Raw genomic sequence first — 13572 nt, 5'->3', positions numbered from 1 at the left:
GGGGCCTGCGGGGCCATGAACCGTGGCGAATGCGCGGGGTTTCATACCCGCCAGCCCAAAGTGCAGAAGGATCCGGAATGGCGCGGAGACAGGCGGCCCCGAATGCGGAACAGGAGCGCGAAGGCTCCCGGAAGATTGGCGTGCTTTCGGCGCTGTGGCCGTTCATGCGGCCGTACCGTCTGCTGATGTTTGCCGCGACCTGTGCGCTGGTGATGACCGCAGGGCTGTCGCTGACGCTGCCTTTGGCGGTGCGCCGGGTGGTGGATAATTTCCGGGTCTCAGAGGCCGAACTGCTGAACCTCTACTTCGGCGCTGCGCTGGGGATTGCTGCGCTGCTCGCGGCGGGCACCGGCGTGCGCTATGCGCTGGTGACCCGGCTGGGCGAGCGGGTTGTGGCCGATATCCGCACGGCGGTGTTCGACCGGGTGATCGGGATGAGCCCTGAGTTTTACGAACGGGTCATGACCGGTGAAGTGCTGAGCCGGATCACCACCGACACCACATTGATCCAGTCGGTGCTGGGATCCTCGGTGTCGATCGCGCTGCGCAACCTGCTGATCTTCCTGGGCGGCATGGTGCTGATGCTGCTGACCTCGGCCAAGCTGACGATGATGGTGCTGCTGATCGTCCCGGCCGTCATTGTCCCGATCCTGGTCCTGGGGCGCCGCCTGCGTGCCATCAGCAAGGAAAACCAGGACTGGATTGCGGCCTCCTCGGGCAATGCCGGTGAGGCGCTGGGGGCGGTGCAGACCGTGCAGGCCTTTACCCATGAGGCCGCCAGCCGGCAGAAGTTCGGCGAGATGACCGAAACCGCCTATACCGTGTCCTGCCGCCGGATCCGGACACGGGCTTATCTGACGGTGATCGTTATTTTCCTGGTGTTCTCGGGCGTTGTCGGCGTGCTGTGGATGGGTGCCAATGATGTGCGCGCAGGGGTTATGTCCGAGGGGACCCTGATCCAGTTTGTGATCTATGCGGTGCTGGTGGCCGGCTCCGTGGCGGCGCTGTCGGAGATCTGGAGCGAGCTGCAGCGGGCCGCCGGCGCGACCGAGCGTCTGGTGGAGCTGCTGAATGCTGAGGATACTGTGCTGGATCCGGTCGCGGCGCAGGTTCTGCCGTCACCGGTGAAGGGTGAGATCCAGTTCGACAACGTGTCTTTCCGCTATCCGTCGCGCCCGGATGTCTCGGCGCTGGACGCGGTGTCGCTGGCGGTGAAGCCGGGCGAGACTGTGGCCTTTGTCGGCCCGTCCGGAGCGGGCAAGACCACCATTATTCAGCTGCTGCAAAGGTTTTATGACCCGAACCAGGGCGCGGTGAAACTGGACGGCGTCGCGCTGACTGCACTGCAGCGGGATGAGTTCCGCCGCCACATCGCGCTGGTGCCGCAGGATCCGGTGATTTTCGCCGCCTCGGCCCGCGAGAACATCCGCTTTGGCCGTCCTGAGGCCTCGGATGCCGAAGTTGAGGCTGCAGCCCAGACCGCCGCCGCGCATGGCTTCATCTCGAAACTGCCTGAAGGCTATGACAGCTTTGTCGGCGAGCGCGGGGTGATGCTGTCGGGCGGTCAGAAGCAGCGGATTGCCATCGCCCGTGCTATCCTGCGCGATGCACCGGTGCTGCTGCTGGACGAGGCGACCTCGGCACTGGATGCCGAAAGCGAGCGTCTGGTGCAGGCCGCGGTCGACGAGCTGAGCCAGGGCCGGACCACCCTGATCGTGGCGCACCGTCTGGCGACTGTCAAAAAGGCCGACCGGATTGTGGTGATGGATCAGGGCCGGATCGTGGCCACCGGCACCCATGATGAACTGGTGGCGCAGGGCGGGCTTTATGCGCGTCTGGCCAAACTGCAGTTCACCGAAGGGCTGGCGGCGGAGTAGACGCCGAATTCTGCCAAACACCCCGCACCCCGCACCCCTCACCGGGTCCGGGGTGTTTTTTGCTCAGAAAGCTGCAACGGGCCGCAAAATGGCGCCACGTCATGCCGTAAACTGCCTTGGCGTGACCCAGCGCCGGCGCTTGCGCAATGGCGCGTTTGCAATAGTCTGGCGAAAATAGACCCCCCCTTCATTGGGGGAACAGGGAGGACATTTATGGGATTTTCCGGAGTCGCGGACCGCGACGCGCTGCAGAACGAAATGCCGTATGAGGCGCGGGATCTGCCGGCCACGCTGTACGGGCTGCTGTCACGGACTGCGGGCAGATACCCGAACAGCAAGGCGGTGAGCTATCAGATTTTTTCCGGCCCCCAGGATAAGGCGGAAACCCTGACCTGGAGCACTCTGAAGGATCAGGTGAGCCAGGCGGCCAACATGTTCCGCGCGCTGGGGATCGGCGAGCAGGATGTGGTCGCCTATGTGCTGCCCAACTGCAACGAAACACTGGTGACCATGCTGGGCGGCGCGGTGGCCGGAATTGTGAACCCGATCAACCCGCTGCTGGAGCCGGAACAGATCGCCTCGATCCTGCGGGAGACCAAGGCCAAGGTGGTGGTGACCCTGCGGCCCTTCCCCAAGACCGATGTGGCGCAGAAGGTGGCCGAGGCGGTGCGCCATGCGCCCGGGGTGAACACGGTGCTGGAAGTGGACCTGAACCGCTATCTGACGCCGCCGAAATCCTGGATCGTGCCGCTGATCCGGCCCAAACTGGACAATCAGGCCAAGGCGGCCCATGCGGATTACCTGAATTTTTCCAAGGAGATGGCGAAACAGCCCGCCACGTTGAATTTCGCCGACAGCAAAGGCGACCGGGTTGCCTGCTATTTCCACACCGGCGGCACAACCGGGATGCCCAAGGTGGCGCAGCACAAATACTCGGGCCTGATTTATAACGGCTGGCTGGGGCACACGCTGCTCTTCACCGAAGAAGACAACATTATGTGTCCGCTGCCGCTGTTTCACGTCTTTGCGGTGCATGTGATCATGATGGCGGCCGTATCCTCGGGGGCGCATGTGGTGTTCCCGACGCCGCAGGGCTACCGGGGCGAGGGGGTATTCGACAACTTCTGGAAGCTGATCGAGCGCTGGAAAATCACTTTTATCATCACTGTGCCCACAGCTGTTTCGGCGCTGATGCAGCGCGAAGTGGACGCTGACATCTCCTCGGTGAAAACTGCGTTTTCCGGCTCGGCGCCGATGCCGATGGAGCTGTTCAAGCGGTTTCAGGCGGCTTCAGGCGTGACCATTGTAGAAGGTTACGGGTTGACCGAGGCAACCTGCCTGGTTTCCTGCAACCCGCCAGGCGGCGAGAAAAAAGTTGGGTCGGTCGGGATCCCGCTCCCCTACACGGATGTGCGGATTGTCAAGCAGACCTCCGGCGGCCCGCTGGAATGCGGTGTGGATGATGTCGGGGAAATCTGCATCTCGAACCCTGGCGTCTACCCCGGCAATACCTATACTGAAGCCGACAAAAACGTGGACCTCTACTATCAGGGCAAATACCTGCGCAGCGGCGACCTGGGGCGGATTGACGAGGATGGCTATCTGTGGATCACCGGCCGTGCCAAAGATCTGATCATCCGCGGCGGCCACAATATCGACCCGGCTGAGATCGAAGAAGCGCTGCTGGGGCATGAAGCGGTGGCTTTCGCCGGCGCTATCGGCCAGCCGGATGCCCATTCGGGTGAGCTGCCTTGCGCCTTTGTCGAACTGGTCGCAGGCGCCTCGGTCAGCGAGGCGGAGCTGCTGGACTACTGCAAGATCCACGTGCATGAGCGCGCGGCGATCCCCAAGCATCTGACAGTGCTGGAGGAGCTGCCTAAGACCGCCGTGGGCAAAGTCTTCAAGCCGGATCTGCGCAAACACGCGATCATCCGCGTTTACAATGGCGCGCTTGAAAAGGCCGGGCTGGCCGCGCGCGTTGTCAGCGTGACCGACGACAAGAAGCGCGGTCTGGTGGCCCAGGTGGCGGCCAATGGCAGTACGGAGCCAGAAATTGCGGGTGTTCTGGACAGCTTCACCCGGCCCTGGGAGCCGGCGGCGGCCTGAACCGGCCGGCAGGCGTGAGATAAAGGGCGCCCTCAGGGGCGCTTTTTCATTCAGGCATTCCATTTGCGGGAATCTCTGCCTAGGCTCTGAAAAACAGGCACGCAGGGAGGCTCGCGGATGGATTACGAACGGCTGATCGACGAGGAGACCTGGGACTTTATCCAGAAGACCGGCGAGCTGTACCCTGATGACGCCGTGGAAATGTCCATCGAGGAACAGCGCCGGATTTACGATTCCATGGCACGCGAGTTCCGGGCGCCGCGCCCGGATGTTGTGGCGGTCACCGGCAGTTCGGCCAATGGCGTGCCGGTCCGCGTCTACACCGCAGGCGATCCGACCCGCACGGTGCTGTTCTGCCATGGCGGCGGATTTGTGGTCGGCGGGCTCGACAGCCACGACGATGTCTGCGCCGAGATCTGCGCCCAGACCGGCTACCGGGTGGTGGCCGTGGATTACCGCCTGGCGCCGGAACACAAGCACCCGGCCAGTTTCGAGGATGCCTGGACCGCTTTGGAATGGGTGGAGGCGGCTTACGGCAAGGGTATTGTCCTGGCGGGTGACAGTGCCGGTGCGAACCTGTGCGCCGCGGTTTCCCATTACGCGCGTGGCCGGACGGAGGCAATTCTGGGGCAGGTGCTGATCTATGGCGCCTTTGGCGGCGATGTGAACCGGGGGTCTTATATCGAACACGCCCAGGCGCCGATGCTGACCCGCGAGGATGTGCTGTATTACATGGATATCCGCACCGATGGCGCGGCGCCGGAAAATGATCCGCGGTTGACTCCGCTTGCCGACAGCGATTTTTCAGGCCTGCCGCCGACCGTGCTGGTGACGGCTGATTGCGACCCGGTGCGCGATGACTCCCGCGATTACCGCGACCGTATCCTGGAGGCCGGCGGCAAGGCGCATTGGATCAACGAGCCGGGCCTGATCCACGGATACCTGCGCGCGCGCCACACCGTGGGCCGGGCGCGGGACAGTTTTGAGCGGATCTCGGTTGCGATCGAGGCGCTGGGGCAGGGGATCTGGAGCTACGATGACGCGGCGCCCTAGCCGGCAACCTCCCGGCATTGCTCCTGAACCAGGGATGTATCCAGCCAGCCGCCGCTGATTGCCTGCCAGTCCGGGCCGGAGGTTGTGACATAGGTCCAGCTGCCCACCGGGATATGCGAGTAGCTGACATAGTCCCCGGCAACGATCTGTCCGACCAGCGGGGCCTGCGGCCGGTGCCCCGCCCGCAGGCCGGTCACCGGACCCAGCCAGCCCAGGCAGGCGCTTTCAAATTCGTCGCGCACAGGAAGGTCCCACAGCTGCTGCCTGAGGAACAGATCGTCCAGGTCCAGATAGGTCTGCTTGTTGTTCACCCGGCAGCCAAAGCGCGCCTCCATCTCCTTGACCAATGCCACCATCCGTTCGGCATGCGGCGGCAATGAGACGGATTTTCCGATGCAATCGCCGTTGTTGAACACAGCCCGCCCCAGCGGGGAGCCGAAACAGTACCCGGCACGGTCGATGACAGCGTTCCTGGTGAACCAAAGGTCGTGGCAGGCATCGCTGGCCAGGACCGGGGGCGCCAGCAGGCACAGCGCAGCAGCAAAGGACTTCATGGCAATCATTCCTGTCATTCGAATACGGCGGCTGAGCTGCAGTCTAGCACAAAGCCGCCGCGGCCGCGTTATTTCAGGAACGGTTCTGCCTTCATGCTGTCCGCAACCGGCGCGCCCAGCCGCTTGAGGAGAGTGGGCGCCAGCTGGCGCTGGTCGATCACTGCGTCATGATCGGGGCCTTCGGCCGGGCCAAAGTAGTAGAGTGCTGTTTCCTGCTGCAGGGCGCCACGGCCGCCGTGATGGCCGCGTTCGTCCTGGCCGTGGTCGGCAGTGACGATCACCTCATACCCCAGGTCGCGCCAGCGGGTGATGAAAGGGGCCAGCATTTCATCCATCACGAAACAGGCGTGATCCATTTCGTGGCAGTCGTGGAAGAACCGGTGGCCCATGCTGTCCAGGGTGCAGGTGTGCAGCATCCCGTAGTCCAGTCCAAAGCGCAGGCAGAGATTGGTCAGCGTGCCGAACAGGTCGACATCCGACGGGGTCATCTGGTTGTCCTTGCCGTAGCCGGTCATGGAGTGAAAACGGCCATGGTTGATGGTCTTGCTTTCCGGCTCGTCGTATTCGATGTCGCGCACGTAGTCGAAAGGATGACGGTTGAAGAACGACGACCAGTAGCTGTGCGCCACGGCGCCGGTGACGCCGCCCGCTTCGCGCACCTGGGAGAACACGTCCTTTTCCTTCAGCCGGAACACATTGGCGTTGCCAGTGCAGCCATGGATGGCGGGCGCGACGCCGGTGTGGATCGAGGCATAGCAGCTGGCCGAGATCGATGGCAGCACCGAACGCAGTTTCCAGACCCGGGCATCGCCGCTGTCGACCCAGCCTTCGAGGTTGCCGAACAGGCGGCGGAAGTTGCGCCAGGGCACGCCATCCAGAATGATGAGCAGGAGTTTGTTGTCCATTCGCCGAATCCTTTTGCATGGCTAGGGCCTAAGTGCGGTATCATCGTCACGGATTCTTGAATTGCCATTCAGAAAACGAATGAATGGTCAGAAACCGGCAATGCAGGTGGATGTTCACCTGCATTGCCGCGGAGGCGCCGGCCGGATCTCAGAAGGCCGTAGCAAAGACATAGCAGCCGGCCAGCATCAGAAGCCCGCCGGTGGAACAGGCAAACAGCCGCGGGTTGGGAACATGTTTTTCTGCCAGCACATAAAGCGCAAGGCCGGTAATCCAGTAGAGATTCATGATCCCGCCGGCGAACAGCAGCAGCATCAATGCCCAGCAGCAGCCGAGGCAAAAAACGCCGTGATGGGCGCCCATCAGCACAGCACCGGCCAGCCCAGTGCGGTTATGCGCGGTCAGAAATTGTACCGGCATACGGCAATGAAGCAGGCAGGCGTGTTTGCTGGGGGTAAACTGATAGGCGCCGGCCGCCAGCAGCAACACGCCGCCAAGCGCGCGGCTGCTGAGCGACATCATCGGGCCGTCCGACAGTCCCGCTGTTTCCAGCCACCATTGCAAGGCCGTGGCAGCAAATGAAAAAACGGCCCAGGCCAGCAGATAGCCGCACAGGAACAGGAGGCCCAGCACCGATGCTTGGCCAGGCCGGGCGCCGGCTTTCTTGATGGCCGTATACAACAGCAGTACCGGCGCCGCGCTGGGAGTCATCATGGCGATCATCATGATCCACCACATCAGAAAGATCAGCGCCGCGTAACCCGGGGTCCAGGCGCCAACCGCGCCCATCTGCATCGGCTCCCCGATGGGGCGGGCCATGCGGGTCATCTCGACCGCGCTCATCTCCATCCCTGCGCCGGAAACGGTGTAAAGCAAGCTCAGCAGCAGGATCATCCCTACAGCACCAAGCACCACCGCCTGATCGCGGCGGGCCAGACGTTCGGCCGGCCCCCGAAACTGCTGCTGCCGGCCCACGGCCGGTCAGGCCGCGCGCTGGACACCGTCGCCGGTCAAATGCAATTCGGCCACATGGGTGTGGGTATCGCTGTTTTTTTCCAGCCGGATTGCCCCCTTATGGGTGACGGTGCTGCCGCTGGCGACATGGGCCTCGGCGTACTCGAACCCGTTGGGCAGCTTGATGCTGACGGAATGCGGTTCTCCCGACACGATATTGGCGATCGGCTTGACCGTGGTTTCGGCGATATCGCCAGCCTTGGCCGAGCCGGTCATCTTCTCCGCATCGAAATCGATCGAGACCGGCGCGGTCAGGGTTTCGTGCTTGGTCGGGCTCATGGTGCTGAAGACATGGAACATGGTGGCAAATTCCTGGGTGTCCTCGCCGCGCATGATCGCTTCCAGCGCCGCGCGCTGATCGGCGGAGGCGCCTTCGTCGATGATCATCTGCATCTCGCCGTTGCCTTCATGAACGGCGCCCGGCCACTTGTAGAGCACCGCAGCCGTCAACCCGTCCAGAGACACCTTGCCGTGATGGCCCTTGTCGATGCGGAAGGTCAGCATCGCCTCGCAGGTGCCGTCGCTGGGCAATTGCGAAAACTGGCAGGGGCAGCCGGGAACGCAGTTGCAGTTGGCAATTCCCAAACCGTGAATGGCCCAGTCTTTCATGGCAGTTCCTCCCGGAAATCGTTAACAAAAATACCGCCCGTCGGAAACGGGGTGGCCTGCACAGGAAACGGCCGCGCTCAATGTCTGGATCTTGTTAGCGGCTGGACCCGCCGCATTCGCTCAGGTGGCGGCAATTTACCATAAAATCACGAGGGGCAGAAAAGAAAATGCCCCCGCCCGGAACCGGGCAGGGGCGTATAGCGTCGCAGACGGCCGCCGGATCAGTTGCCGGCGCTTTCCATTTTGCGGTGGGCGATCACCTCTTCCAGCCAGCCCAGCTTCATCTCGGGGACGGAACTCAGCAGCAGATCGGTGTAATCGTCAAACGGCGGGCTCAGCACTTTGGACTTGCCGCCGTAGCGCTGAACCTTGCCCTGGTACATCACTGCGATGTTGTCGGAGATGGCGCGCACGGTTGCCAGATCGTGGGTGATGAACAGATAAGCGACATCCTCGATCTTCTGCAGGTCCAGCAGCAGCTTCAGGATGCCGTCTGCCACCAGCGGGTCCAGCGCCGAGGTGACCTCGTCGCAGATGATCATCTTCGGCTTCGCAGCCAGCGAGCGGGCAATGCAGACACGCTGCTTCTGGCCGCCCGACAGCTCTGCCGGATAGCGGTCCATGAACTTCTCGCCCAGTTCGATCTCGTCCAGCAGTTCGATGATCCGCTTCCTCTTCTCGGCGCCGCGCATCCCGAAGTAGAATTCCAGCGGCCGGCCGATGATGGTGCCGACGGTCTGGCGCGGGTTCATCGCGACATCTGCCATCTGGTAGATCATCTGCAACTCGCGCAAGTCCTCGCGGCTGCGCCCCTTGAGGTCCGGCGACAACGTGCGCCCGGCAAATTCGATCTCGCCTTCGCGCGGTGGCAGAAGCCCGGTGATGACGCGGGCGAGGGTGGACTTGCCGGATCCGGACTCGCCCACCACCGCCAGTGTCTGGCCGGGGTAGAGATCAACATTCACATTATGCAGCACGTCGAACTGGGTGCCCTTGTAGCGCGCGGTGATGTTCCTCACGCTCAGCACCGGATCAGGCGTCGGAGCCTTTTCCTCATGCTCGATGGAGCGGACCGAGACCAGCGCCTGGGTGTACTCCTCCTGAGGGTTGTTGATGATCTGATCGACACTGCCGTATTCCACGGTGTTGCCCATCTTCAGCACCATGATGTCGTCGCTCACCTGCGCCACAACCGCCAGGTCATGGGTGATGTAGAGCGCGGCAACGCCGGTGTCGCGGATTGCTTCCTTGATCGCCATCAGCACGTCGATCTGGGTGGTCACATCGAGCGCCGTGGTGGGCTCGTCAAAGACCACCAGATCCGGCTCCGGGCACAGCGCCAGCGCCGTCATGCAGCGCTGCAGCTGGCCGCCCGACACCTGGTGGGGGTAGCGCTCGCCGATATTGTCCGGATCCGGCAGGCCCAGCTTGGCGAACAGGGTGCGCGCGCGCTCCTCGGCCTCCTTGCGGGAGAACTTCTTTTGCTCCACCGCTGCCTCGACCACCTGGTCCATGATCTTTTTGGCCGGGTTAAAGGAGGCCGCTGCCGATTGCGACACATAGGTCACTTCGCCGCCGCGCAGCTTTCGTACATCGCGGAGGCCGGTTTTCAGGATATCGCGCCCGTTGACCCAAACCTCGCCGCCGGTGATCCGCACACCGCCGCGGCCATAGGCCATGGAGGCGAGGCCGATGGTGGATTTGCCGGCACCGGATTCGCCGATCAGCCCCAGCACCTTGCCGGGCGCGAGATCAAAGCTGACCCCGTGCACGATCTCGATATCCTTGGGCTTTTCCCCCGGCGGGTAGATGGTCGCGCCGATCTTCAGGTCACGGACTTTCAACAGGGTATCGCTCATCCGCGGCCTCCTTTCAGCGAGGTTGTCCGGTTCAGCACCCAGTCAGCCACCAGGTTGACCGAGATCGCCAGGGTGGCGATGGCAAAGGCCGGGATCAGGGCTGCGGGAATGCCATAGACAATACCGTCCTTGTTTTCCTTCACGATGCCGCCCCAGTCAGCCGCCGGCGGCTGAACGCCAAGGCCAAGGAAAGACAGGGTGGAGACAAACAGCACTGCAAAGATGAACCGCAGGCCCATTTCGGCCACCAGCGGCGACAACGCGTTGGGCAGGATTTCGCGGAAGATGATCCAAGTGGTCTTTTCGCCGCGCAGCCGGGCTGCTTCGACGTAGTCCATCACTTCGATATCGACCGCGACCGCCCGGGCCAGCCGGTAGACCCGGGTCGAGTCCAGCAGCCCCATCACAACGATGAGAGTGGGAATGGTCACCGGCATGACCGACAGCACGACCAGAGCAAAGATCAGCGTCGGGATCGACATGATCAGGTCGACAAACCGCGACATCGCCTGGTCCAGCCAGCCGCCCGCTTCGGCGGCGATAAAGCCCAGAATGGAGCCGGTGGTAAAGGACAGCACGGTTGCTGCGGTGGCGATGAAGATCGTGGTCTGGCCGCCGTAGATCATCCGGGTCAGCAGATCGCGGCCGATGTTGTCGGTGCCCAGCAGAAACTCCGCGCTGGCGGGCTCCCAGACATCGCCGACCACTTCGCCCACCCCGTAGGGGGCCAGCAGCGGCGCGAAAATCGCGCCGAGGAAATAAAGGGCCGTGAAGAACAGCCCGATGAGTGCGGAAACGGGGATATTCTTCATTTCGGATGCCTCAGGCGCGGGTTCGACAGGATGGCGACAATATCGGCAATCATGTTCAGCCCGATATAGACGGCGGCAAAGATCAGACCGCAGGCCTGCACCACAGGCACGTCACGCTTGGACACGTGGTCGACCAGATACTGGCCCATGCCGGGATAGACGAACACCACTTCGATCACCACAACGCCGACCACCAGATAGGCGAGGTTCAGCATCACCACGTTGACGATAGGGGCAACCGCGTTCGGGAAAGCATGCCGGTAGATCACCTGAAAGGCGTTCAGGCCCTTCAGCTCGGCAGTTTCGATATAGGCCGACTGCATCACGTTGAGGATCGCGGCACGGGTCATCCGCATCATGTGCGCCAGCACAACCAGGGTCAGCACGGCAATCGGCAGGGCGATGGCGTTGAGCTTTTCGAAAAGGCTCATATTGTCGTTGATCATCGCCACCGACGGGAACCAGCGCAGCTTCACGGCGATGAGATACATCAGCACATAGCCGATCAGGAATTCGGGAATGGAGATCGAGGCGAGAGTGACGCCGGAGATCAGCTTGTCGGGCCAGCGGTCCTTGAAACGGACGGCGAGCAGGCCCAGGAAAATGGCCAGGGGCACCGCAACCACGGCCGCCCAGAAGGCCAGGAACAGGGTATTCCAGAAGCGGCTGGCAAGGGCCTCGGAAATATCCTGGCCGCTGGTGAGCGCGGTGCCCAGGTCGCCCTGGATGGCACCAAACAGCCAGGCAAAATAGCGCTGCACGGGCGGATCGTTGACACCAAGCTCAGCTCTCAGGTTGGCAAGCGCTTCGGGAGTTGCCGATTGGCCCAGAATCGATTGGGCGACATCGCCGGGCAGCACCATCGTGCCGGCAAAGATCACCACTGAGATGAGCAGAAGAAGGAGGAGGCTCAGCGCGATGCGCTGAGCCAAAAGTTTGAAAACAGGCGACATTTAGGCTTTGACCCACAGCTTGCTGGCGGCATAGCCGTTCATCAGAACCTGACCGGGAACACCTTCGACCCAGCCATCCACGTTAGCGGTGGTCGCTTCGACAAAGTCGTTGAACATCGGACAGATCAGGCCGCCTTCGTCGCGCAGGATGGTCGACATGTCGGCATACATCTGAGTGCGCTTGGCGACGTCCAGTTCGCCGCGGGCGGCAACCAGCATCTGGTCGAATTGTTCGTTGTTGAAACGGGTGTCGTTCCAGTCTGCGGTCGACAGATAGGCGGTGGTGAACATCTGGTCCTGGGTCGGACGGCCGCCCCAGTAGCTGGTGCAGAACGGCTTGTTGTTCCAGACTTCCGACCAGTAGCCGTCGTTCGGCTCGCGCTTCACATCCAGCTTGATGCCTGCGCTGGACAGCGACTGCTGGAACAGCGCAGCTGCATCCGGTGCGCCCGGGAAAGAGTTGTCCGAGGTGCGCAGAAGGATTTCGCCGTCATAGCCTGCCTTCTTCAGGTGGTGCATCGCCTTGTCGGGATCATAGGCACGCTGCTCCAGTTCCGTGTACATCGGATAAGAGGCGTTGATCGGCGTGTCGTTGCCCACCGTGCCATAGCCGTTCAGGATCTTGTCGACCATTTCCTGGCGGTTGATGCCGTATTTCAGCGCCATGCGGACGTCGTTGTTGTCGAACGGTGCGGTGTTGCAGTGCATGATGAACACATAGTGGCCGGCCGCAGAGGTCGAGTGCACGGAGATGTTCGGCGCACGTTCCACCAGCTTCGCGGTGCGCGGCGGCACCCGGTCGATCACATCCACCTGGCCGGACTGCAGCGCGGCGACACGGGCGGTGTCATCGTTGATGACAATGATTTCAACCGTTTCCGCATTGCCCAGATCACCCCAGTAGTTCGGGTTCTTCTCGGCCACGAAACGCACGCCCATATCGGAGGACTTCATGATGTAGGGGCCGGTGCCGATGGCCGCCGCCGGATCGTCATTGCCGCCGCCGGGCTGAATGATCAGGTGGTAGTCTGCAAGCAGATAGGGCAGGTCGGCGTTCGGGCTGTCCAGTTCGAAGACGACGCTGTCGCCATCGGCGCGCACGTCCTTGATGCCGCGCATGATCCCCAGCGCGCCGGATTTGGTGTCCTCGCCGCTGTGGCGTTCCATGGTCTTGACCACGTCTTCGGCGGTGACATCCTGGCCGTTGGAATAGGTGACGCCCTGGCGCATCTTGAAGGTCCAGGTGCGGGCATCGGCCGACGCCTCATAGCTTTCAGCCAGCTTGTGCTCGATGCCGCCATCGTCGGCCAGTTCGACCAGCGTTTCACCCCACAGGCGGGTGACCATCAGGCCAACGGTGTTGGTGACCAGGGCCGGATCAAGGCTGTCGGTGGTGGAGCCGCCCTGCAGGCCCAAACGGATGGTGCCGCCCTTTTGCGGTCCGGCCGCCTTGGCAGCGCCGGACAGCAGCAGGTTGGCAGAAACAGCGGTGAAGCCCAGAGCGGCGGCCTTGCCGAGGAAGTCGCGGCGCGACAGTTTGCCCGCCACAGCCTGGCTGGCAAGGTACTGCATATGTCTATTCATCGATTTCTCCCGATTGATTGCGGTGCTGCGGCACCTGTTTTTTGATTGATGATTCAAGATTTGCGCATTTGCTGCAACCTCGCAAGGGTTATTCGCGAGACCTTTGGCAGCGGGAAATGAGCAGTTGTGAGGCTGCTGGAGCGGGTGTCGCCTTTTTCGGGTAAGGTGCCGTTTTTATAAGTGATACCGAGTATAAATCAAAAAAACATCTGGAATGCGACAAGAAATTTTTGTGCTCAGGAATGAGC

The 13572-nt window shown here is 62.3% G+C and carries 11 protein-coding genes; 3 read left to right on the top strand and 8 right to left on the bottom strand.

Annotated features, from left to right (window positions below):
• The first annotated feature begins 77 nt into the window (after window positions 1-77).
• The 3 genes from AC0KW6_RS06640 to AC0KW6_RS06630 all read left to right on the top strand — a co-directional run bounded on the left by AC0KW6_RS06640 (window position 78) and on the right by AC0KW6_RS06630 (window position 5036).
• The gene (locus AC0KW6_RS06640; protein WP_474034484.1) at window positions 78-1877 is read left to right on the top strand and encodes an ABC transporter transmembrane domain-containing protein; all 1800 of its coding nucleotides are present in this window, start codon (window positions 78-80) and stop codon (window positions 1875-1877) included.
• 213 nt (window positions 1878-2090) lie between these two features.
• Complete coding sequence (locus tag AC0KW6_RS06635; protein WP_474034483.1) at window positions 2091-3983, top strand: acyl-CoA synthetase; 1893 nt, start codon at window positions 2091-2093, stop codon at window positions 3981-3983.
• A 117-nt stretch (window positions 3984-4100) separates the two neighbouring features.
• On the top strand, window positions 4101-5036 hold the full coding sequence (locus AC0KW6_RS06630; protein ID WP_323776556.1) for an alpha/beta hydrolase: 936 nt from the start codon (window positions 4101-4103) through the stop codon (window positions 5034-5036).
• Here the strand turns inward: AC0KW6_RS06630 and AC0KW6_RS06625 are convergent.
• The 8 genes from AC0KW6_RS06625 to AC0KW6_RS06590 all read right to left on the bottom strand — a co-directional run bounded on the left by AC0KW6_RS06625 (window position 5033) and on the right by AC0KW6_RS06590 (window position 13324).
• The gene (locus AC0KW6_RS06625) at window positions 5033-5608 is read right to left on the bottom strand and encodes a DUF4453 domain-containing protein (protein ID WP_474034482.1); all 576 of its coding nucleotides are present in this window, start codon (window positions 5606-5608) and stop codon (window positions 5033-5035) included. The two genes, AC0KW6_RS06630 and AC0KW6_RS06625, sit on opposite strands and share 4 nt — an antisense overlap.
• A gap of 50 nt (window positions 5609-5658) precedes the next feature.
• Entirely contained in the window at window positions 5659-6495 is an 837-nt protein-coding gene (locus AC0KW6_RS06620; protein WP_323776560.1) for an alkaline phosphatase family protein, read from the bottom strand.
• 148 nt (window positions 6496-6643) lie between these two features.
• Window positions 6644-7468, bottom strand: coding sequence for a DUF2182 domain-containing protein (locus AC0KW6_RS06615; protein WP_474034481.1), 825 nt, complete (start codon window positions 7466-7468; stop codon window positions 6644-6646).
• A gap of 6 nt (window positions 7469-7474) precedes the next feature.
• Window positions 7475-8116 (bottom strand): DUF1326 domain-containing protein, encoded by a 642-nt coding sequence (locus AC0KW6_RS06610; protein WP_323776563.1) that lies wholly within the window; start codon window positions 8114-8116, stop codon window positions 7475-7477.
• Between the two features lie 221 nt (window positions 8117-8337).
• Complete coding sequence (locus AC0KW6_RS06605) at window positions 8338-9975, bottom strand: ABC transporter ATP-binding protein (RefSeq protein ID WP_474034480.1); 1638 nt, start codon at window positions 9973-9975, stop codon at window positions 8338-8340.
• Complete coding sequence (locus AC0KW6_RS06600; protein ID WP_323776567.1) at window positions 9972-10787, bottom strand: ABC transporter permease; 816 nt, start codon at window positions 10785-10787, stop codon at window positions 9972-9974. Before AC0KW6_RS06600 ends, AC0KW6_RS06605 begins: the two co-directional genes overlap by 4 nt.
• Entirely contained in the window at window positions 10784-11740 is a 957-nt protein-coding gene (locus tag AC0KW6_RS06595; RefSeq protein WP_323776569.1) for an ABC transporter permease, read from the bottom strand. Before AC0KW6_RS06595 ends, AC0KW6_RS06600 begins: the two co-directional genes overlap by 4 nt.
• Window positions 11741-13324, bottom strand: a complete 1584-nt coding sequence (locus tag AC0KW6_RS06590) for an ABC transporter substrate-binding protein (RefSeq protein ID WP_323776571.1) — start codon at window positions 13322-13324, stop codon at window positions 11741-11743.
• Window positions 13325-13572 lie beyond the last annotated feature (248 nt).

This window comes from Leisingera sp. SA215 (assembly GCF_055902035.1).
The sequence above is the reverse complement of the archived record's forward strand: the minus strand, read 5'-3'. Positions and strand labels throughout refer to the sequence as shown.

Excerpts from the sequence above, each read along its gene's own strand:
- AC0KW6_RS06590 (WP_323776571.1), bottom strand. The coding sequence starts at position 13,324 with ATGAATAGACATATGCAGTACCTTGCCAGCCAGGCTGTGGCGGGCAAA.
- AC0KW6_RS06610 (WP_323776563.1), bottom strand. The coding sequence starts at position 8,116 with ATGAAAGACTGGGCCATTCACGGTTTGGGAATTGCCAACTGCAACTGC.
- AC0KW6_RS06625 (WP_474034482.1), bottom strand. The coding sequence starts at position 5,608 with ATGACAGGAATGATTGCCATGAAGTCCTTTGCTGCTGCGCTGTGCCTG.
- AC0KW6_RS06595 (WP_323776569.1), bottom strand. The coding sequence starts at position 11,740 with ATGTCGCCTGTTTTCAAACTTTTGGCTCAGCGCATCGCGCTGAGCCTC.
- AC0KW6_RS06635 (WP_474034483.1), top strand. The coding sequence starts at position 2,091 with ATGGGATTTTCCGGAGTCGCGGACCGCGACGCGCTGCAGAACGAAATG.
- AC0KW6_RS06620 (WP_323776560.1), bottom strand. The coding sequence starts at position 6,495 with ATGGACAACAAACTCCTGCTCATCATTCTGGATGGCGTGCCCTGGCGC.
- AC0KW6_RS06600 (WP_323776567.1), bottom strand. The coding sequence starts at position 10,787 with ATGAAGAATATCCCCGTTTCCGCACTCATCGGGCTGTTCTTCACGGCC.
- AC0KW6_RS06605 (WP_474034480.1), bottom strand. The coding sequence starts at position 9,975 with ATGAGCGATACCCTGTTGAAAGTCCGTGACCTGAAGATCGGCGCGACC.
- AC0KW6_RS06640 (WP_474034484.1), top strand. The coding sequence starts at position 78 with ATGGCGCGGAGACAGGCGGCCCCGAATGCGGAACAGGAGCGCGAAGGC.
- AC0KW6_RS06630 (WP_323776556.1), top strand. The coding sequence starts at position 4,101 with ATGGATTACGAACGGCTGATCGACGAGGAGACCTGGGACTTTATCCAG.